20 protein-coding genes are annotated in these 17,683 nt (G+C 73.1%); 13 read left to right on the top strand and 7 right to left on the bottom strand.

The features are described 5' to 3' along the window. Nucleotides 1-14: 14 nt before the first annotated feature. The 5 genes from SMA5143A_RS14275 to SMA5143A_RS14255 all read left to right on the top strand — a co-directional run bounded on the left by SMA5143A_RS14275 (nt 15) and on the right by SMA5143A_RS14255 (nt 5,739). The gene (locus tag SMA5143A_RS14275; protein ID WP_107463284.1) at nt 15-2,117 is read left to right on the top strand and encodes a hypothetical protein; all 2,103 of its coding nucleotides are present in this window, start codon (nt 15-17) and stop codon (nt 2,115-2,117) included. A 145-nt stretch (nt 2,118-2,262) separates the two neighbouring features. Beyond that, complete coding sequence (locus SMA5143A_RS14270; protein ID WP_181361847.1) at nt 2,263-3,192, top strand: ABC transporter ATP-binding protein; 930 nt, start codon at nt 2,263-2,265, stop codon at nt 3,190-3,192. Then, nucleotides 3,186-3,944, top strand: a complete 759-nt coding sequence (locus tag SMA5143A_RS14265; RefSeq protein WP_107463282.1) for an ABC transporter permease — start codon at nt 3,186-3,188, stop codon at nt 3,942-3,944. The genes SMA5143A_RS14270 and SMA5143A_RS14265 overlap by 7 nt, the downstream gene beginning before the upstream one ends. Continuing rightward, a complete protein-coding gene (locus tag SMA5143A_RS14260) occupies nt 3,941-5,128 on the top strand; it encodes a sensor histidine kinase (protein WP_107463281.1) in 1,188 nt (395 codons plus the stop codon). The genes SMA5143A_RS14265 and SMA5143A_RS14260 overlap by 4 nt, the downstream gene beginning before the upstream one ends. Further along, complete coding sequence (locus SMA5143A_RS14255) at nt 5,125-5,739, top strand: response regulator transcription factor (protein WP_107463280.1); 615 nt, start codon at nt 5,125-5,127, stop codon at nt 5,737-5,739. The genes SMA5143A_RS14260 and SMA5143A_RS14255 overlap by 4 nt, the downstream gene beginning before the upstream one ends. Before the next feature lie 191 nt (nt 5,740-5,930). On the opposite strand, the gene SMA5143A_RS14250 is transcribed toward SMA5143A_RS14255, so the two are convergent. Together SMA5143A_RS14250 and SMA5143A_RS14245 are read right to left on the bottom strand one after the other, a co-directional pair. After that, nucleotides 5,931-6,782: a transglutaminase-like domain-containing protein gene (locus SMA5143A_RS14250; protein ID WP_107463279.1), complete on the bottom strand. Its 852-nt coding sequence runs from the start codon at nt 6,780-6,782 to the stop codon at nt 5,931-5,933. Between the two features lie 17 nt (nt 6,783-6,799). After that, nucleotides 6,800-7,840 carry a GNAT family N-acetyltransferase gene (locus SMA5143A_RS14245; protein WP_107463278.1) on the bottom strand — a complete coding sequence of 347 codons (1,041 nt, stop codon included), beginning with the start codon at nt 7,838-7,840 and terminating at the stop codon, nt 6,800-6,802. 140 nt (nt 7,841-7,980) lie between these two features. Here SMA5143A_RS14245 and fdxA point away from each other — a divergent pair, with 140 nt between their 5' ends. Both fdxA and SMA5143A_RS14235 read left to right on the top strand, forming a co-directional pair. After that, entirely contained in the window at nt 7,981-8,298 is a 318-nt protein-coding gene (gene fdxA / locus SMA5143A_RS14240) for a ferredoxin (RefSeq protein ID WP_004926152.1), read from the top strand. A gap of 183 nt (nt 8,299-8,481) precedes the next feature. Next, entirely contained in the window at nt 8,482-9,582 is a 1,101-nt protein-coding gene (locus SMA5143A_RS14235; protein WP_107463277.1) for a bifunctional succinyldiaminopimelate transaminase/glutamate-prephenate aminotransferase, read from the top strand. Nucleotides 9,583-9,646: 64 nt separating this feature from the next. On the opposite strand, the gene SMA5143A_RS14230 is transcribed toward SMA5143A_RS14235, so the two are convergent. Continuing rightward, nucleotides 9,647-9,997, bottom strand: coding sequence for an ATP-binding protein (locus SMA5143A_RS14230; protein ID WP_107463276.1), 351 nt, complete (start codon nt 9,995-9,997; stop codon nt 9,647-9,649). A gap of 394 nt (nt 9,998-10,391) precedes the next feature. Further along, entirely contained in the window at nt 10,392-11,438 is a 1,047-nt protein-coding gene (locus tag SMA5143A_RS14225; RefSeq protein WP_441349505.1) for a heavy metal transporter, read from the bottom strand. 85 nt (nt 11,439-11,523) lie between these two features. Here SMA5143A_RS14225 and dapE point away from each other — a divergent pair, with 85 nt between their 5' ends. Further along, entirely contained in the window at nt 11,524-12,603 is a 1,080-nt protein-coding gene (gene dapE, locus SMA5143A_RS14220) for a succinyl-diaminopimelate desuccinylase (protein ID WP_107463275.1), read from the top strand. A 168-nt stretch (nt 12,604-12,771) separates the two neighbouring features. Beyond that, on the top strand, nt 12,772-13,530 hold the full coding sequence (locus SMA5143A_RS14215; RefSeq protein ID WP_055520441.1) for a TIGR00730 family Rossman fold protein: 759 nt from the start codon (nt 12,772-12,774) through the stop codon (nt 13,528-13,530). Nucleotides 13,531-13,596: 66 nt separating this feature from the next. Here SMA5143A_RS14215 and folP read toward each other — a convergent pair whose 3' ends face one another. Further along, a complete protein-coding gene (gene folP, locus SMA5143A_RS14210) occupies nt 13,597-14,457 on the bottom strand; it encodes a dihydropteroate synthase (protein WP_107463274.1) in 861 nt (286 codons plus the stop codon). Nucleotides 14,458-14,576: 119 nt separating this feature from the next. Between folP and SMA5143A_RS14205 the strand changes: the two genes are divergently transcribed. Together SMA5143A_RS14205 and SMA5143A_RS14200 are read left to right on the top strand one after the other, a co-directional pair. Continuing rightward, nucleotides 14,577-14,927 (top strand): DivIVA domain-containing protein, encoded by a 351-nt coding sequence (locus SMA5143A_RS14205; RefSeq protein ID WP_107463273.1) that lies wholly within the window; start codon nt 14,577-14,579, stop codon nt 14,925-14,927. Continuing rightward, complete coding sequence (locus tag SMA5143A_RS14200) at nt 14,924-15,514, top strand: DNA-3-methyladenine glycosylase I (RefSeq protein WP_107463272.1); 591 nt, start codon at nt 14,924-14,926, stop codon at nt 15,512-15,514. Before SMA5143A_RS14205 ends, SMA5143A_RS14200 begins: the two co-directional genes overlap by 4 nt. Before the next feature lie 97 nt (nt 15,515-15,611). Here the strand turns inward: SMA5143A_RS14200 and SMA5143A_RS14195 are convergent, their stop codons facing one another. Then, the gene (locus SMA5143A_RS14195) at nt 15,612-16,403 is read right to left on the bottom strand and encodes an enoyl-CoA hydratase/isomerase family protein (protein ID WP_107463271.1); all 792 of its coding nucleotides are present in this window, start codon (nt 16,401-16,403) and stop codon (nt 15,612-15,614) included. A gap of 67 nt (nt 16,404-16,470) precedes the next feature. Between SMA5143A_RS14195 and SMA5143A_RS42970 the strand changes: the two genes are divergently transcribed. Both SMA5143A_RS42970 and SMA5143A_RS14190 read left to right on the top strand, forming a co-directional pair. Continuing rightward, nucleotides 16,471-16,635 carry a hypothetical protein gene (locus SMA5143A_RS42970; RefSeq protein WP_181361845.1) on the top strand — a complete coding sequence of 55 codons (165 nt, stop codon included), beginning with the start codon at nt 16,471-16,473 and terminating at the stop codon, nt 16,633-16,635. Nucleotides 16,636-16,781: 146 nt separating this feature from the next. Beyond that, nucleotides 16,782-16,949 (top strand): DUF3117 domain-containing protein, encoded by a 168-nt coding sequence (locus tag SMA5143A_RS14190; protein WP_003966491.1) that lies wholly within the window; start codon nt 16,782-16,784, stop codon nt 16,947-16,949. A gap of 111 nt (nt 16,950-17,060) precedes the next feature. Here the strand turns inward: SMA5143A_RS14190 and SMA5143A_RS14185 are convergent, their stop codons facing one another. After that, nucleotides 17,061-17,678, bottom strand: a complete 618-nt coding sequence (locus SMA5143A_RS14185; RefSeq protein ID WP_107463270.1) for an O-methyltransferase — start codon at nt 17,676-17,678, stop codon at nt 17,061-17,063. Nucleotides 17,679-17,683: the final 5 nt, after the last annotated feature.

Below are 17,683 nucleotides of genomic sequence, written 5' to 3'. Positions count from 1 at the left end.
CGGGAGAACCTGCCTTGAGTCGTGAAACTGACACTTCGTCCTCCGGGGCCAATGGGCGCGGCAGCACCGCGTACCCGTCGGGGACACCGCCGTACGGCACACCCATGGCCACCGAGGCCGGTGCCGAAGCGGCCCGGTCGGCCGCAGGCGAGCGGCCGGACGGCCCCAAGACCGAGACCACGCTGACGACCCGGGTCCGGATCAACATCCCCGGGTCCCGGCCCATCCCGCCGGTCGTCGTGCGCAAGCCGGTCGGTGACGGCGAGGGCCCGGCGGACGATGCCGGATCCGAGTCGGAGACCACCGGCACCACGGCCATGCCCGTGCTGACGAACACCCCGGCGCCCGCGCCGGAGCCGTCCCCGGCGGCCGACGACAAGCCGGCGAGCGACTGGTTCGCGCCACGCAAGAGCGCCCCCGCGGGCAAGGGCCCGAGCGGCGGCCACAGCAACGGCGCCGGGTTCTCCGCCGGTGCGGCGGCCGCGGCCGGCGGCCCGGCCCCCCGCCCCGTCGGCGGCAGCGGCGCAGGCAGGCCGCCCGGCGCCCCCTCCGCCCAGCCCGGCGGCCCCCGCCCCGGTGCGGGCGGCGCCCCCCGGCCCGGCGGGACGAACGGCGCCGGGCTCCCCGGTGCCACCGGCGCCGGACCGGTGGCTCCCGGCCACGGCGGCGGCACCGGCTCCTTCGACGTGTCGGCCGCGCTCGCCGCCGCCACGTCCGACCGCGAGGACCTGCCGTACTTCTCGGGCAGCGGCACCGCGGGCGGCCCCTCCGGCCCCACGGGCGGCCCTGTCACCGGTGACAGCCCCCTCGGCCCGCCCGCGACCCCGAACGACCCGTTCGGCCCGGCGGCCGACTTCACCTCCCCGGTCGGCGCGGACTACGCCCAGTCCGGCGGCGGGCTCAGCGACGACACCGCGGTCCTCACCCCGCAGCGTCCCGCCGACGGGTCCGGCGCCCCCGGCTACGGCGGCCCCGGCCCCCTGGACAACCCGTCCGGGCACACCCTGACCAGCGGTATCCCCGTCGTGCCCCCGGGCACCCAGGGCACCCCCTTCGGTCCGGGCGGCGTCGACGGCGCGACCCGGCACACCCCGCCGAAGCTGCCCGACCCCGGCGCTCAGCAGCAGAAGCCCGCCGGCGGCAAGGCCCCGAAGGCGGCGAAGCCCGCCAAGAAGAAGGGCCGCAACAAGCTGGTGCTCCTCGGCGGCGGCGTGATCGTCCTCGCCGGCGGTGTCTACGGCGCCGGTCTCCTCATGAACCACTCCGACGTCCCCAGGGGCACCACCGTCCTCGGAGTCGACATCGGCGGCGGCACCCGCGACGAGGCCGTCAACAAGCTGGACAAGGCCTTCGCCGACCACACGAACAAGGAGCTGAAGCTCACGGTCGACGGCGGGACGGTCACGCTCCGCCCGGACCAGGCCGGACTGCAGTTCGACATGCAGGACACGGTCCGGGTCGCCGCCGTCAGCGACTACAACCCGGTCTCCGTGATCGGCTCCCTCTTCGGGCAGAAGCGGGTCGTCGAGCCCGTCATGCCGGTCGACGTGGAGAAGCTCCGGGCCGCGCTGGAGCGCGCCGCGGGCAGCTCCGGCTCGTCGAGCGACGGCACCGTGAAGTACGAGCCCGGCAAGGCCGTCCCGGTCTACGGCAAGGCCGGCAAGGGCATCGCCGTGGACCAGTCCTCCGAGGCCGTCGAGAAGGCCTACCGCACCCAGGTCGAGACCGGTACGGCCCCCGCCGTGAGCCTGCCGACCACCGCCAAGGAGCCGTCGGTCGACAAGGCCGAGGTCGACCGGTTCATGAAGGACTTCGCGCAGCCGGCGATGTCCGGCATCGTCACCGTGCAGACGGACGCCGCGCACGCCGTCCGGCTGAGCCCCGAGAACTCCCTCTGGAAGTTCCTCACCGTCAAGGCCGTCGACGGCAAGCTCGTCGACTCCTACAACGAGAAGGCCCTGGTGGAGCTCTACGGCGGCACCTTCAACGGCGTCCTGATCACCCGGGCCAACGGCGAGAAGACCCCCGTCAACGCCAAGGACGTCTACGGCGCCCTCCGGCTGGCCCTCAAGAGCAAGACCGACCGGGTCGCCGTGATCGACACGAACCCGACCTGACCGAGCACGCGAGGCGGGGGGCATCCGGTGGCACGCCGGGTGCCCCCCGCTCGTATGTCACCCCTGCCGGTATGACTTCTGTCATGCGGCACACAGGACCACCGACACTGCCGCAGAGGGGGCTCGCGCGGCCACCCTGGTTCCCATGACGACAACAGCGGTCACGACCACGCCGGTGGTCGGGTTCGAGCGGGTGGGCAAGTCCTACGGGAGCGTGCGGGCGGTCGACGGACTGACGCTCGCGCTGCGCCCGGGGGAGACCGTCGCCCTGCTCGGCCCGAACGGCGCGGGCAAGTCCACCACCCTCGACCTCCTCCTCGGCTTGAAGCAGCCCGACACCGGCACCGTCCGCGTCCTCGGCACCAGCCCCCGCGAGGCCATCGTCGCGGGCCGCGTCGGCGCCATGCTGCAGAGCGGCGGCCTCATGGACGAGGTCACCGTCGCCGAGCTGGTCCGCCTGGCCTGCTCCCTGCACCCCCGGCCGTACCCGGTGTCGGAGGTCCTCGCCCGCGCCGGCATCACCCGGATCGCCGACCGCAAGGTCGACAAGCTCTCCGGCGGCCAGGCCCAGCGCGTCCGCTTCGCCCTCGCCACCGCCGGCGACAGCGACCTGATCGTCCTGGACGAGCCCACCACCGGCATGGACGTCACCACCCGTCAGGCGTTCTGGGCGACCATGCGCGAACAGGCCGACCAGGGCCGCACCGTCCTCTTCGCCACGCACTACCTCGAGGAGGCCGACGCCGTCGCCGACCGTGTCCTCGTCCTGCACCGGGGCAGGCTGCTGGCCGACGGCACCGCCGCCGAGATCAAGGCGAAGGCCGGCGCCCGCAGGATCTCCTTCGACCTGCCCGACGCCCCGATCGACGAGGAGCGCCTGCGGGGCCTGCCCTTCCTCGCCACCCTCGACGTGTCCGGCAGTACCGTCCGCATCCAGTCCACCGACGCCGACGCGACCGTCCACGCCCTGTACGGCCTCGGCCTGTACCCCCGCAACCTCGAAGTGGCCGGACTCGGCCTCGAACAGGCGTTCATGATGATCACCGCCGCCGAGGAGGCGAAGTCGACGTGCTGACCACCCGCGCCTCGTGGGGCCTCATCAAGCTGGAACTCACCCGGGCCCTGCGCAACCGCAAGTTCCTGTTCTTCTCGGTGCTCTACCCCTCGTTGCTGTTCCTGCTGATCGCCGGCAGCGCGAGCACCACGGAGAGGATCGACGGCACCGGCCTGACCCTGCCGACGTACATGATGGTCTCCATGGCCTCCTTCGGCGCCCTGACGGCCGTCCTGACGGGCAACAGCGAGCGCATCGCCAAGGAACGCGAGAGCGGCTGGGTACGCCAGCTGCGGCTGACCACCCTGCCGGGGCGCGGCTACGTCCTCGCGAAGACCGCGAGCGCGGCCGTGGTCAGCCTGCCCTCCATCGTGATCGTCTTCGTGGTGGCGGCCCTCGTGAAGGACGTCCGCCTCGACGCCTGGCAGTGGCTCGCCCTGACCGGCGCGATCTGGGCCGGCAGCCTCGTCTTCGCCGCGCTCGGCGTCGCCATCGGCTACCTCGTCTCCGGCGACGCGGTCCGCCCCGTCACGATGATCGTCTACTTCGGTCTGTCGATGCTCGGCGGCCTGTGGATGCCCACGACGACGTTCCCCCAGTGGCTCCAGGACATCGCCAGGTGGGTGCCCACCCACGCGTACGCCTCCCTCGGCCGGGCCATCGAGGAGAGCCGCGCCCCGCACACCACGGACCTCCTCGTCCTGGCCGTCTCCTTCGCCCTGTTCGCGGGCGGCGCGGCCTGGCTGTACCGGAAGGACACGCTGAAGGCGTGAGCGGCGTCGGCATCGGGCAGCGCCCGCAGAACGGCAGACAGCGGGCGATGAAGTTCCTCTGGACCGGGATCTGGCTCGCCTACCTCAGCGCCCCCGTGACGGACCTGCTGCACGGGGGCCACAGCGCCGGCGTCCGCCTCCTCGGCTGGATCGGCCTGGCCGCCTTCGTCGCCTGGTACTTCGTGCTGATCTTCCGCACCGGCCGCGGCGAGACCAACCGCCTGGTCCTCGGCTCCCTCGCCGTGCTCGCCGCCCAGTCCACGGTCCTGGCCCTCACCCTCGGCCGCGAGTGGCTCGTGCTCTTCGTCTATGTGTCGGTCGCGTCCGGCGCCGCGCTCCCGCTGCGCCTGGCCCGGCTGACGATCCCGGCCTGCTCCGCGCTGCTGACGGCCGTCGCCCTCTCCGTGCCCGGCGGGGAGGCGTATCTGGCCTCCCTGCTCCTGCCGGCCCTCCTCGGCGGCTTCTCCATGGCCGGTGTGCGCGAACTCATCCACACGACCCGTGAGCTCCGGGAGGCCCGGGCGACGGTGGCCCAGCTGGCGGCGAACGAGGAGCGCCTGCGCCTCGCGCGCGACCTGCACGACCTCCTCGGCCACTCCCTTTCCCTGATCACCCTCAAGAGCGAGCTGGCGGGCCGGATGCTCCCGGACCGCCCCGAGGAGGCGGCCCGCCAGGTCGCCGACATCGAGCAGGTCAGCCGCCAGGCCCTCGTCGACGTCCGCGAGGCCGTCACCGGCTACCGCCGCCCCCGCCTCGCCACCGAACTCGCCGGTGCCCGCGACGCGCTCACGGCGGCCGGCATCACCGCCGAACTGCCCGACGCCGTCCCCGACCTCACCGACGTCCCCGACGACACCGAGTCCGCCCTGGCCTGGGCGCTGCGCGAAGCCGTCACCAACGTCGTCCGGCACAGCGGCGCCCACCGCTGCTCGGTGGACCTCGTCCGCCGCCAGACCCTCGACGGCCCGGCCCTCGAACTCACCGTCGACGACGACGGGAAGGGCGTCGGGGGCATCCAGGCCGACGGGGCCGGCGGCAGCCCGGGCACCGGGCTCACGGGCCTCACCGAACGACTGGAGAAGGTGGGCGGCACGCTGGACGCGGGACCCGCCGGGCACGGCTTCCGCCTGGTGGCCAGGGCCCCCGCGGCGCCCGTGACCCCGGACATAGGATCCGGCGCATGAGCCGCACGATCAAGGTCCTCCTCGCCGAGGACCAGTCGATGGTCCGCGAGGCCCTGGCCGCCCTCCTGGGCCTGGAGGAGGACATCGAGGTGGTGGCCCAGGTCGCCCGCGGCGACGAGGTCCTGGCCGCCGCCCGCGCCCATGACGTCGACGTGGCCCTCCTCGACATCGAGATGCCGGGCGCGACGGGCATCGAGGCGGCGGCCCGGCTCCACCGCGAGCTGCCCGCCGTGAAGCTCGTCGTCCTCACCACGTTCGGCCGCCCCGGCTACCTCCGCGGCGCCATGGAGGCCGGCGCCGACGCGTTCCTCGTCAAGGACGCCCCCGCCGCGCGGCTGGCCGACGCCGTACGCCGCGTCCTCACCGGCGAACGGGTCATCGACCCCACCCTCGCGGCAGCGGCCCTCGCCGAGGGGGCCAACCCCCTGACCGACCGCGAACGCGAGGTGCTCCGCGCGGCAGCCGACGGCGCCACGAACGCGGAGCTGGCCGAGACCCTCCACCTCTCCCAGGGCACGGTCCGCAACTACCTCTCCACGGCGATACAGAAGCTGTCGGTCCGCAATCGACGGGAGGCGGTACGGATCGCACGGGAGAAGGGGTGGCTGTAGCCGGGCCGGGAGGACGGGCCGAGGCGGTCGGTGGGCCGGGCTGTGGTTGGGGCGAGGTGGCTGGCCGGGGGCAGCCCTCCAGGGGCGCGGGGAACTGCGCGACCAACCACGACGCACCCGCAGCCGTCCACGGACACAGGCCCCTACGGCGGGGACACGCACCCGGCCCGCACCCCAACCGCAGCCGGCTCTCAGTTCAACCGAGCCCGAGCCGCCCCCGCCTGTCGCCGCACCCGGTCCGCCGCGCTGTCGTCCACGCCCGCCACCACCTCCGCGTAGGCCTCCAGCTCCGCGGCACCGCGCAGGAACTCCCCCCGCAGCACCAGCAACTGCGCCCACTCGTACCGCAGCCGCGCCGGGTGCGAGGGCAGGGCCAGCGACAACTCGATCGCCCACAACGCCACGTCCGACCGCTCGGGCCGGGCCGCGGCCCACGCCCGTACGTTGTTCAGGACCCGCAGCACGACGTCCAGCGGATCGGCCGGCCGCAGCATCCCCGGCTCCAGCGGACCTCCCGTCGCCCCCGCGACCAGGGTCTCCGCGTCGCTCCCGCTGAGCACCCGCCCCCCGTCGAACGGATCGGCCAGCACCTGCTCCTCCGCGGGCCCGAACCCCACGACGAAGTGCCCGGGCAGCGCGACCCCGTACACCGGGGCCCCCGCCCGCCGGGCCACCTCCATCCACACCACCGACAGCAGGATCGGCAGCCCCCGCCGCCGCTCCAGCACCCGGTGCAGCAGCGACGACTCCAGCCGCCGGTAGTCCGCGGCGGAGCCGCGGAACCCGCACCGCTCGCCGAGCAGCCCCTCCAGCGCGAGCGCCCACGCGCGGGGCCCGCCGGGACGGTAGGGCAGCAGCCCCGCGAGCCGGTCCAGTTCGATCTGCGCGGCGTCGAGACCGGCGTCGTCCAGCGCCCCGTCGCCCGCGGCGCCCACGAGCAGGCACAGCGTGGCGAGGTCGGGCCGCTCGGCCCGCGCCTCCGCGGCGAACCGCCGCCGCACCTCGGCGGCCCGCTCCGGCTCCGGCGGCAGAGGCGCACGCATGTCGGGGTACGGCCCGCTCATGACGACCGCGACGACTCGAAACGGCCCCCGAACCCTTCGGACGCGTCCCCGGGCGCCCGGTAGTGGTGATACGCATGGTGCGCGGCGAAGCCCATACCGCCGTACAGCGTCCGCGCGCCCGCGTTGTCCGTCTCGACCTGGAGCCAGCCCGCCGAGGCCCCCTCGTCCAGCGCCCGCTGGGCCAGCGCGGCCATCACGGTCGTCGCGAGCCCTTCCCGGCGGCGCGCCGGATCGACCTCCACGGCCGCGAAACCCGCCCACCGCCCGTCCACGACACACCGTCCGATCGCCGCGGGAGCGGCCCCCTCGGCCCCCGGCACCGTCGCGAACCACACCGAGGGCCCGCTGCCGAGCACCTTCAGCGCGACCTCGCCGGCTCCCTTGCGCTGGTAGCGGCTGAGCCACGCCTCGTCCGCCGTCCGGGACAGCCGCACCCCGGGCGCCTCCCGGTCCGCGACGGGCGCGAGCGCCCCGATCCACAGCTCGGCGGTGACCTCACGGATCCAGCCGCGGTCCTCCACCTCCGCGCAGAGGAGCTCCTGGGTGCCCTCGGCGCCGGTGGCCAGTTGGAGGTAGGCGGGCAGCCCCCGGGCCGCGTACCAGCCGCGTACCGCCCTCAGCGCCTCGTCCAGGGGTATGCCGGGGTCGCCGAGGGGCAGCACCGAGTTGGCGCGCCGGGTGAAGCCGGCGGCGGCCCGCAGCTCCCAGCGGCCGAGCGACTCCCGCTCGACGGGCTGCCAGGCCCGCGCGGAGATCCGCGCCAGTTCCTCGTACGAGGCCGCCGGTCCCCGCCGGCGGGCGGGCGCGGCGGGCACCACCTTCCCCGCCACCAGCGACGACTCCTCGATCCGGACGCGCTCCCCGTCCCTGCGGGTGATCAGCAGCACGCCGTCGTCCCATGATGTGAGAACACCAACCGTGTCGGTGAATTTCCGACCCGCGACGGCATCCTCGGCAACCCGCCGCACGGAGACGCGTTTTCCCACGTCAGCGGCGGAAACGCGGATCTCGAGACGTCCACCGGCAGAGATTTCCACAGGTCAGTTCACCCCTCCTGTTCGGATCATGCCCAGGAACGGAGATACTAGGGGCGGGCATCGACGACGCCGCGCTCCCGCGCGCCAGGCGGCGGAGCCTGAGGAGGCCCGCCAGCGCCCTATCGAGGAGGAACGACAGCGTGACCTACGTCATCGCGCAGCCTTGTGTCGACGTCAAGGACAAGGCGTGCATCGAGGAGTGCCCGGTCGACTGCATCTACGAGGGTCAGCGGTCCCTCTACATCCACCCGGATGAATGCGTCGACTGCGGTGCCTGCGAGCCGGTGTGCCCGGTCGAGGCGATCTTCTACGAGGACGACACTCCGGAGGAGTGGAAGGACTACTACAAGGCGAACGTCGAGTTCTTCGACGAGCTCGGCTCTCCCGGCGGTGCGAGCAAGCTCGGCCTGATCGAGCGCGACCACCCCTTCATCGCCGCCCTGCCGCCGCAGGCCTGAGGAAGCGACGCCGCGAGCCCGCCCGGCCGGCGGCCCGCGGCAGGCGCCGCCTCGGTCCCGTACGGTCCGATCACCTGATCGCCGTACGGGGCCGAGGCGTTCGCCGTACGAGCTGTACGTACGCCCGCGTCCCGTCCCACGGGCCCGTACGGAGCGTCCGTACGAGAAAGTGAGCCAGATCCCGTGTCCGCAGTCAGCGATCGTCTCCCCACCTTCCCCTGGGACAAGCTGGAGCCGTACAAGGCGACGGCCGCCGCCCACCCCGGCGGCATCGTCGACCTCTCCGTGGGCACCCCGGTCGACCCGGTCCCCGAGCTCGTCCAGAAGGCCCTGGTGGCCGCCGCCGACTCGCCGGGCTACCCGACCGTGTGGGGCACCCCCGAACTGCGCGACGCGATCACCGGCTGGGCCGAGCGCCGCCTCGGCGCCCGCGGGATCACCCACCGCCACGTCCTGCCGATCGTCGGCTCCAAGGAACTGGTCGCCTGGCTCCCCACGCAGCTGGGCCTCGGCCCCGGCGACCGGGTCGCGTACCCGCGCCTCGCCTACCCGACGTACGAGGTCGGCGCCCGCCTCGCCCGCGCCGAGCACGAGGTCTACGACGACCCGACGCGGCTCGACCCCGAGGGCCTGAGGCTCCTCTGGCTGAACTCGCCGTCCAACCCCACCGGCAAGGTCCTCTCCCAGGAGGAGCTGACCCGGATCGTGGCCTGGGCCCGCGAGCACGGCATCCTGCTCTTCTCCGACGAGTGCTACCTGGAGCTGGGCTGGGAGGCGGACCCCGTCTCGGTCCTGCACCCCGACGTGAACGGCGGCTCGTACGACGGCATCGTGGCCGTCCACTCCCTCTCCAAGCGCTCCAACCTCGCGGGCTACCGCGCGGCCTTCCTGCTGGGCGACCCGGCCGTCCTCAACCCGCTCCTGCAGATCCGCAAGCACGGCGGCATGATGACCTCGGCCCCCACCCAGGCCGCCGTGGTCGCCGCCCTCGGCGACGACGCCCACGTCCGCGAGCAGCGCGACCGCTACGCCGCCCGTCGTGCCGCCCTCCGCGACGCCCTGGAGCGCCACGGCTTCCGCATCGAGCACAGCGAGGCCAGCCTCTACCTCTGGGCCACCCGTGACGAGTCCTGCTGGGCCACGGTCGCCCACCTCGCCGACCTGGGCATCCTCGTGGCCCCCGGTGACTTCTACGGCTCCGCGGGTGAGCACCACGTCCGCGTCGCCTTCACCGCCACGGACGAACGGGTCGCGGCGGCGGTGGCCCGGCTGACCGGGGCGTAGGCCCGGCCGGACGACGGAAAAGGGGCCCGGGGGAAACCCCGGGCCCCTTCCGCTGGAGCAGGTGTCAGCCGAGCGGGCTCTTGACCGGCAGCTTGCCCGTGGGCAGGCCGCCCTTGGCGACGGAGTCCGTCGGCAGGCTCTTGACGGTCTTCTGGCCGGTCTTGCTCACGGTCGGCAGGGTCTCCTTGGCCGCCTTGCCGCCCACGTTGCTCGCGACGCCGGTGACGCTCTGCGTCGCGCCGTCCACGGTGTTGCCGGCGTGCGCCCCGTCCACGGCGGACAGACCGCCCAGGTCCGGGGTGGCCGGGAGTTCGGGCGCCGCGCTCGCGGAGCCGGCCGCACCGACCACGGAGGCCGCTCCCGCTGCGGTCAGCAGCGCGGCATGGGCGATCCGGCGGGTCAGGGGGAGGGACATGGTGCTCCTTTGACGGAAGAGAACGGTGAAGTGTCCGACCGCGCCCGGGAGTTGGCCGCCGAATGGCTGTCGGCGTGATCGATCCGGGCGCGGACGCAGTGACTACCGCTCGAAGTCCGTGAAGGTTGCGGAGGCCCAACGTAAAGAGTTGGCAATGCGTCGCATTATCGAATGCGGATAAATGTGAAGGAATGACGTGCGGTCCGACTGTCTGCCGAATCCTTACGGCCCCGTGCTCCCAAGGAATCCGGCGGGGCGAGGGTGAGCAGGCGAAAACCCGCGCACCCCGTCCACCCGACGCGCCGCGCTTACCTCCGACGGGTGAGCCCCGGCCCCCGATGTCCAGGGACGATTCGGACCGCCGCCCAGGAGTGTCCCGCCTCCGGCGCGGCCCCTACCGTCCCGTGACGATGCGGACCTCGGCCGTCGAGCCGCCCGCCGCCGCGGCCTTGCGCCAGGCGCCGGCCCGGCCCTCGGCCACCCACTCCCGCCCGGCGTACGTGACGCGCTCGACGCCCAGCCGGGAGGAGTTCGCCACGGCCCAGTGCGCCAGCTCCCAGCCCCGCCGCCGCACCTCGTCGGCGCCCCCGGCGTCCGACACCGGGATCGTCAGCGCGGACACCGCCGGGGTCGGGCTCGCTCCGGTCGCCGGCGGGGCGCCGGACGCCGTCGAGGTGGTCGCGGAGGCGGCGAAGCGCGCGGGCTTCACCACGGCCCCGGCCGTGTCGAACATCTTGTCGCCGAAGTCCCGCGCGAGCGCGCTGCGCACCGCCTCGGGGCCACCGCCGTACGTCGTCGCGGACGTCTCCCGGCGCCCCTCGCAGGTCAGCGTGGCCGCCGCCCGGCCGGTCAGCGCGGCGGCCAGCAGCGTGGCGTCCGGCTCGTGCTTGGCGTAGGCGTCCGGGTAACCGCTGCGCTGCACCTTCTGGGCGGCCACGGTCAGCGGCAGCCGCTCGTAGCCCGAGACCTTCGCCAGGTGCTCGTAGAACTCGCCCGCCGCGTACACGGGGTCCTGGATCTGCCGCTCGGTGCCCCAGCCCTGCGACGGGCGCTGCTGGAACAGCCCCAGCGAGTCCCGGTCGCCGTGCGCGATGTTCCGCAGACCGGACTCCTGGAGCGCGGTCGCCAGCGCGATCGTCACGGCCCGCTCGGGCAGGTCACGTGAGGTGCCCACGGCCGAGATCGTCGCCGCGTTCGCCGCCTGCTCGGGCGTGAACTCGTACGACGTCTTCTCGTCGTCGGCCGACACCACCGTGCACTTCGGTGTGCCGTTGCCCCCGGTCAGATACTGCATGGTCAGATACGCCCCCAGTGCGAGCAGCACGACGAGGGCCGCCGCGAAACGCAGGAAGCAGCCACCACGTCGCCGGGGACGAGGATGAGGAGAAACGGTGTACGACTCTGGCACGCCGTACAAGGTACTGGAGGGTAATGGGAACATGCCCCGGTTGTGGACAACCTCCTGGCGGGCGACGGGAACCGGTCGCCGGCCGGATCCGCGAGCGGGGCGCGTTAGGGTCGGGGCCATGGCCGACACCCCTATTGACCTCACGCTGGACGCCGCGCGGCTGACCGCGCAGCTCGTCGCCTTCCCCTCCGAGAGCGGCACCGAGAAGCCGCTCGCGGACGCGATCGAGACCGCGCTGCGCGCCCTGCCGCACCTCACGGTCGAGCGCTACGGCAACAACGTCGTCGCCCGCACCCACCTGGGGCGGGCGGAGCGGGTGATCCTGGCCGGCCACATCGACACCGTGCCCATCGCCGACAACGTCCCCTCCCGTCTCGACGAGGACGGCGTCCTGTGGGGCTGTGGCACCTGCGACATGAAGTCCGGCGTCGCGGTCCAGCTGCGCATCGCGGCCACGGTGCCGTCCCCGAACCGCGACCTGACCTTCGTCTTCTACGACAACGAGGAGGTCGCCGCCGAGCTGAACGGTCTGAAGCACATCTCCGAGGCGCACCCCGAGTGGCTGGAGGGCGACTTCGCGGTCCTCCTGGAGCCCTCCGACGGCCAGGTCGAGGGCGGCTGCCAGGGCACCCTGCGGGTCCTGCTGAGGACGAAGGGCGAACGCGCCCACTCCGCCCGCGGCTGGATGGGCTCCAACGCCATCCACGCGGCCGCCCCGATCCTCGCCCGCCTCGCCGCGTACCAGCCGCGCTACCCGCTGATCGACGGCCTGGAGTACCGCGAGGGTCTCAACGCGGTCGGCATCTCCGGCGGCGTGGCCGGCAACGTCATCCCCGACGAGTGCGTGGTCACGGTCAACTTCCGCTACGCGCCCGACCGCACGGAGGAGGAGGCCGTCGCCCACGTCCGCGAGGTCTTCGCCGACTGCGGTGTCGAGGAGTTCGTGGTCGACGACCACAGCCCGGGCGCGCTGCCCGGCCTCTCCCACCCGGCGGCCGCCGCCTTCATCGAGGCGGTCGGCGGCACCCCCTCGCCCAAGTACGGCTGGACGGACGTCTCCCGTTTCAGCTCCCTCGGCGTCCCCGCGGTCAACTACGGACCCGGTAACCCGCACCTGGCGCACAAGCGGGACGAACGCGTGGAGACCGCGAAGATCCTGGCGGGGGAGGAGCGCCTGCGGGCCTGGCTCACGGCCTGAGGCGGGGAATGGATTCGGCCGGGGATCCGCTGGAGATGAATCAGCGCATATCGGCGGGCATCGGAACGCGTCGGTGACGGATCGCGGGCGGACACGCTCGCGTCCCCCCTCCGTAACCCGCGTGGATCTACGCTGAACCGAACCACCAGCACGGCGGAGGGAGCGGACATGGCGACCGGCAACCCCGAGGGCAAGAACCAGCCACCGGAGGAGCAGCGGCTGGGGCCGGTGCTGCGCAGACGCACCCAGGTGCAGGCGAGCACGACCGACCAACGGCTGCTGGACGCGGGCGGCCCCTCGGACTGGGTCCACACCGACCCCTGGCGGGTCCTGCGCATCCAGTCCGAGTTCATCGAGGGCTTCGGCACGCTCGCCGAACTCCCGGCCGCCATCAGCGTCTTCGGCTCCGCCCGGACGCCGGTCGACTCACCCGAGTACGAGGCGGGCGTCCGGCTCGGCCGCGGTCTCGTGGAGGCGGGCTTCGCCGTCATCACCGGCGGCGGCCCCGGAGCCATGGAGGCGGCCAACAAGGGCGCCCTCGAAGCCGGCGGCACCTCCGTCGGACTGGGCATCGAACTGCCCTTCGAGCAGGGGCTCAACCCCTACGTCGACATCGGCCTCAACTTCCGCTACTTCTTCGTCCGGAAGATGATGTTCGTCAAGTACGCCCAGGGCTTCGTCGTCCTGCCCGGCGGTCTCGGCACCCTCGACGAACTCTTCGAGGCCCTCACCCTCGTCCAGACCCAGAAGGTGACGCGCTTCCCGATCGTCCTCTTCGGCGAGTCCTACTGGAGCGGCCTGGTCGACTGGCTCACCCACACGCTCGTGGCCCAGGGCAAGGCCGCGGAGAAGGACCTGACCCTGTTCCACGTCACCGACGACGTGGACGAGGCGGTGGCCCTGGTCTCGAAGGAGGCGGGCCGCTGACCGCCCCCGCCGGCCCGTGAGCGGTGAGCGCGAGGCAGGGGGCGCGGCCATGCCCCCTGCCAGCCCCTAGGCCAGTCCCCGTCGGGCCACCGTCGGAGCACGGTGCCCGGCGATCGCCCCCACCATGTCGAGCACCTGCCTGGTCTCGGCGACCTCATGCACCCGGTACACCTGAGCCCCGAGCCACGCCGACACCGCGGTGGTCGCCAGCGTCCCGACCACCCGCTCCTTCACCGGCTTGTCCAGCGTCTCCCCGACGAAGTCCTTGTTGGACAGCGACACCAGCACCGGCCACCCGGTAGCGACCATCTCGCCCAGCCGTCGGGTCGCCTCGAGGCTGTGCCGTGTGTTCTTCCCGAAGTCGTGCCCGGGATCGATCAGCACGGACTCCCGCGGCACCCCCAGCGCCACGGCCCGCTCGGCGAGCCCCACGGTCACCCGCAGGATGTCCGCCATGACGTCGCCGTACTCGACCCGGTGCGGCCGCGTACGGGGCTCGGCGCCCCCCGCGTGCGTGCACACCAGCCCCACCCGGTACCGCGCCGCCACCTCCGCCAGCCGGGGATCGACCCCGCCCCACGCGTCGTTCAGGAGATCCGCCCCCGCCTCGCAGACGGCCTCCCCGACCTCGTGCCGCCAGGTGTCGACGCTGATGATCACCTCGGGGAACCGCCGCCGCACCTCGGCCACGAACCCCACCGTCCGCCGCGCCTCCTCCTCGGCGGTGACCTCCTCGCCGGGCCCGGCCTTCACCCCGCCGATGTCGATGATCGCGGCCCCCTCGGCGACCGCCCGCTCCACCCGTGCGAGCGCCGGCTCGTCGTGGAAGGTCGCCCCCTGGTCGTAGAAGGAGTCGGGGGTCCGGTTCACGATCGCCATGATCACCGGCTCGTGCGTGCCGAATTCCCGCTTCCCCAGCCTGAGCATCCGCTGTGCCCTCTCCCAGTACGTCCCGCCGATTGACCGCCCTGCGCAACCGCCTGCGACCCTAACTGTCAGACTCGCATGGCACGATCGGAGCGGACACAGTCGAGGGGACCCCAGCGATGTTCATGTTCTTGTTCCTGGTCGTCGCGCTCGCGGTCGTGGTGGCCGCGGTGACGCTCGCCGTGGTGGGCGGCGGCGAGAGCGCCGCCCTGCCCGAGGCCCCGGCCGAGCGGCTCCAGGACCCGCTGCCGGCCGACCGCCCGGTCAACCGCGCCGATGTGGAGGCCCTCCGCTTCCCGGTCGCCGTGCGCGGCTACCGCATGGTGGACGTCGACGACGCCCTCAGCCGCCTCAGCGCCGAGATCGCCGAGCGGGACGCCCGGATCGCCGACCTGGAGTCCGCGCTCGCCGGCGCCCGCGCGGCCACCACGACGTCCCTGCGCAAGCCGGAGGAGGGCGAGCACCGGTGAGCGACGGCACGGCCCTCACCGGTCCCGACGGCGCCCCGCGCTGCCCCTGGGCCCTGTCCACCGAGGACTACGTGGCGTACCACGACGAGGAGTGGGGCCGCCCGGTCCACGGCGACGACGCGCTGTACGAGCGGCTCTGCCTGGAGGCCTTCCAGTCCGGTCTCTCCTGGATCACCATCCTCCGCCGCCGCGAGGGCTTCCGCTCGGCCTTCGCCGGCTTCAGGATCGCCGACGTGGCCGCCTTCACCGACGCCGACAAGGAGCGGCTCCTCGCCGACCCCGGCATCATCCGCAACCGCGCCAAGATCGAGGCGACGATCGCCAACGCCCGGGTCCTCGCGGAGTGGTCCCCTGGGGATCTGGACGCCCTGATCTGGTCCCACGCCCCCGACCCCGCCACCCGTCAGGTCCCGAAGACCCTGGCCGACGTCCCCGCGGTCACCTCCGAGTCCACGGCCCTGTCGAAGGCCCTGAAGAAGCAGGGCATCCGCTTCGTCGGCCCGACCACGGCCTACGCCCTGATGCAGGCGTGCGGCCTGGTCGACGACCACCTGGAGACCTGCGTGGCGAGAGGGACGGCGCTCTAGCCGGTCCCGGGACACGCCCCTCCAGAGCACGAGAAGGGCGCGTCCCCGTGGGAGGAACGCGCCCTTTCGAGCGGGCGAGCGGCCGCCGGGCCGGGCCTCAGCGACCGAGGTACTTCGGCGTCTCCTTGTTCACGAACGCCCGCACGGCGATCGCGTGGTCCTCCGACGCCCCCGCCCGGGTCTGCAACTCGTCCTCCTTGTCGAGCGTCTGATCCAGCGAGTGCGAGAACCCGTACGCCATGGCCTCCTTGATCGCCGCGTACGCCACCGTCGGCCCCTCGGCCAGCATCCGCGCCACCTGCTCGGCCGCCTCCGGCAGCGCGGCCGACGGCACGATCCGGTTGGCGATCCCCAGCTCGTGCGCCTCCTGGGCCTTGATGCTGCGCGGGAACATCAGCAGATCGGCCGCGCGGCCCGGCCCGATGACGCGCGGCAGCGTCCACGAGACCCCGGAGTCCGCGGTCAGCGCGACCCCGGCGAAGGACGTGTTGAACGCGGCGGTCTCGGCGACCACCCGGTAGTCCGCGGCCAGGGCGAAGCCCAGGCCGGCACCGGCGGCGACCCCGTTCACGCCCGCCACCACCGGCTTCGGCATGCCCGCGATGGCCTTCACGATCGGGTTGTAGTGCTCCTTGACCGTGCTCATGACCTGCGTCGAGCCCTCGACGAGCAGCCCGATGTGCTCCTTCAGGTCCTGCCCCACACAGAAGGCCCGGTCCCCGGCGGCGGTCAGCAGCACGGCCCGTACCGCGTCGTCCCCGGCGGCGGACTCCACGGCCTCCCGCAGCGCGACCTTGGTCGCGATGTTCAGCGCGTTCATCGCCTCGGGGCGGTTCAGCGTGATCGTCGCGAGTCCGTCGTGCACCTCGTAGAGCACGGTGTCGGCCATGGCGGTTACCCCTCCGGTGTCGCGGCTGGTGACGTACTGGTCGGTACGCCCTGCGTCACAGCACAGCATGTCGGAGATCACCGGCGGTGGCGCGGGCCGCACGTGTGACCTGCGTCAAAGAATCACGATCGGCCGAGCGGTGAGCGAAGTCGGTGTGGTGGCGCAGTATCGCAGCCACACCGCCGAATTGGGTGGTTTTGCTCGCGCGCGTTGCCCAAGCGATGCCTACTGATGTTGGTCATCGGGTCATGAGATGCGGGATAATGGCCTGGAAGCAATGTGTTCGATGCCGGTGTCGCGTGTCCCCAGGTGGGCCCGCGCCTGCCCTCCAGGGCCGTCGGCTATGGCGATGAGCTGGTTTCAGGAAGGGGAACGAGCATGGCGGCCATGAAGCCGCGGACGGGCGATGGCCCGCTCGAGGTGACCAAGGAGGGGCGGGGCATCGTCATGCGCGTTCCGCTCGAAGGCGGCGGTCGGCTCGTCGTCGAGCTGACCCCTGACGAGGCCGACGCCCTCGGCGACGCCCTCAAGAAGGTCGTCGGCTGACGCGCGTAGCGACCCATGTCTCCTCAGCGCCCCGGCGCCGCCCCTCGGTGGTGTCCGGGGCACTGTTGTACCGGGCGTACCCGGTGAACGGCGGGGGCTGGGCGGGAGCCCTCAGCGCTTGACCGCGCAGAGCAGGCCGTCGCCCACCGGGAGCAGGGAGGGCACCAGCTCGGCGCTCTCCCGGACCGTGCGCAGGAGCTCCCGCAGACGTATCACCTCGGTGGGCTGGGGGCCCGAGTCGACGGTGCGGCCACTGGCGAAGACACCCTCGAAGGCGACCAGCCCGCCGGGTCTGAGCAGACGCAACGATTCAGCGAGGTAGTCGAGGCTCTCCAGCCGGTCGCCGTCGCAGAAGACCAGGTCGTACCCGGCATCCGCGAGCCGGGGCAGCACCTCGAGGGCGTGACCCGGGATGAAGCGCGCGCGGTTGCTGGCGAAGCCGGACGCGCGGAACGCCTGCCGGGCGAACTGCTGGTGCTCCGGCTCCGGATCGACTGTGGTCAGTACACCGTCCGGCCGCATGCCGTGCAGCAGATGGATGCCGGAGACACCGGTCCCGGTACCGATCTCCGCGACCGCCTTCGCGTCCACGGAGGCCGCGAGCATGCTCAACGCGGCGCCTGTGCCGGGCGACACCGAGCGCAGCCCTGCTTCCCGAGCCCGGTCGCGAGCCCAGCGCAGCGCGTCGTCCTCGGCGACAAAGGCGTCGGCGAACGCCCAGCTCGTCAGCCGGT

It is taken from the genome of Streptomyces sp. MA5143a, from assembly GCF_900290235.1.
Classification (GTDB): domain Bacteria; phylum Actinomycetota; class Actinomycetes; order Streptomycetales; family Streptomycetaceae; genus Streptomyces.
The sequence above is the reverse complement of the archived record's forward strand: the minus strand, read 5'-3'. Positions and strand labels throughout refer to the sequence as shown.

Excerpts from the sequence above, each read along its gene's own strand:
- SMA5143A_RS14205 (WP_107463273.1), top strand. The coding sequence starts at position 14,577 with ATGTTCATGTTCTTGTTCCTGGTCGTCGCGCTCGCGGTCGTGGTGGCC.
- SMA5143A_RS14225 (WP_441349505.1), bottom strand. The coding sequence starts at position 11,438 with ATGTTCCCATTACCCTCCAGTACCTTGTACGGCGTGCCAGAGTCGTAC.
- SMA5143A_RS14255 (WP_107463280.1), top strand. The coding sequence starts at position 5,125 with ATGAGCCGCACGATCAAGGTCCTCCTCGCCGAGGACCAGTCGATGGTC.
- SMA5143A_RS14190 (WP_003966491.1), top strand. The coding sequence starts at position 16,782 with ATGGCGGCCATGAAGCCGCGGACGGGCGATGGCCCGCTCGAGGTGACC.
- SMA5143A_RS14195 (WP_107463271.1), bottom strand. The coding sequence starts at position 16,403 with ATGGCCGACACCGTGCTCTACGAGGTGCACGACGGACTCGCGACGATC.
- folP (WP_107463274.1), bottom strand. The coding sequence starts at position 14,457 with ATGCTCAGGCTGGGGAAGCGGGAATTCGGCACGCACGAGCCGGTGATC.
- SMA5143A_RS14270 (WP_181361847.1), top strand. The coding sequence starts at position 2,263 with ATGACGACAACAGCGGTCACGACCACGCCGGTGGTCGGGTTCGAGCGG.
- SMA5143A_RS42970 (WP_181361845.1), top strand. The coding sequence starts at position 16,471 with ATGTCGGAGATCACCGGCGGTGGCGCGGGCCGCACGTGTGACCTGCGT.
- SMA5143A_RS14215 (WP_055520441.1), top strand. The coding sequence starts at position 12,772 with ATGGCGACCGGCAACCCCGAGGGCAAGAACCAGCCACCGGAGGAGCAG.
- SMA5143A_RS14230 (WP_107463276.1), bottom strand. The coding sequence starts at position 9,997 with ATGTCCCTCCCCCTGACCCGCCGGATCGCCCATGCCGCGCTGCTGACC.
- dapE (WP_107463275.1), top strand. The coding sequence starts at position 11,524 with ATGGCCGACACCCCTATTGACCTCACGCTGGACGCCGCGCGGCTGACC.
- SMA5143A_RS14250 (WP_107463279.1), bottom strand. The coding sequence starts at position 6,782 with ATGCGTGCGCCTCTGCCGCCGGAGCCGGAGCGGGCCGCCGAGGTGCGG.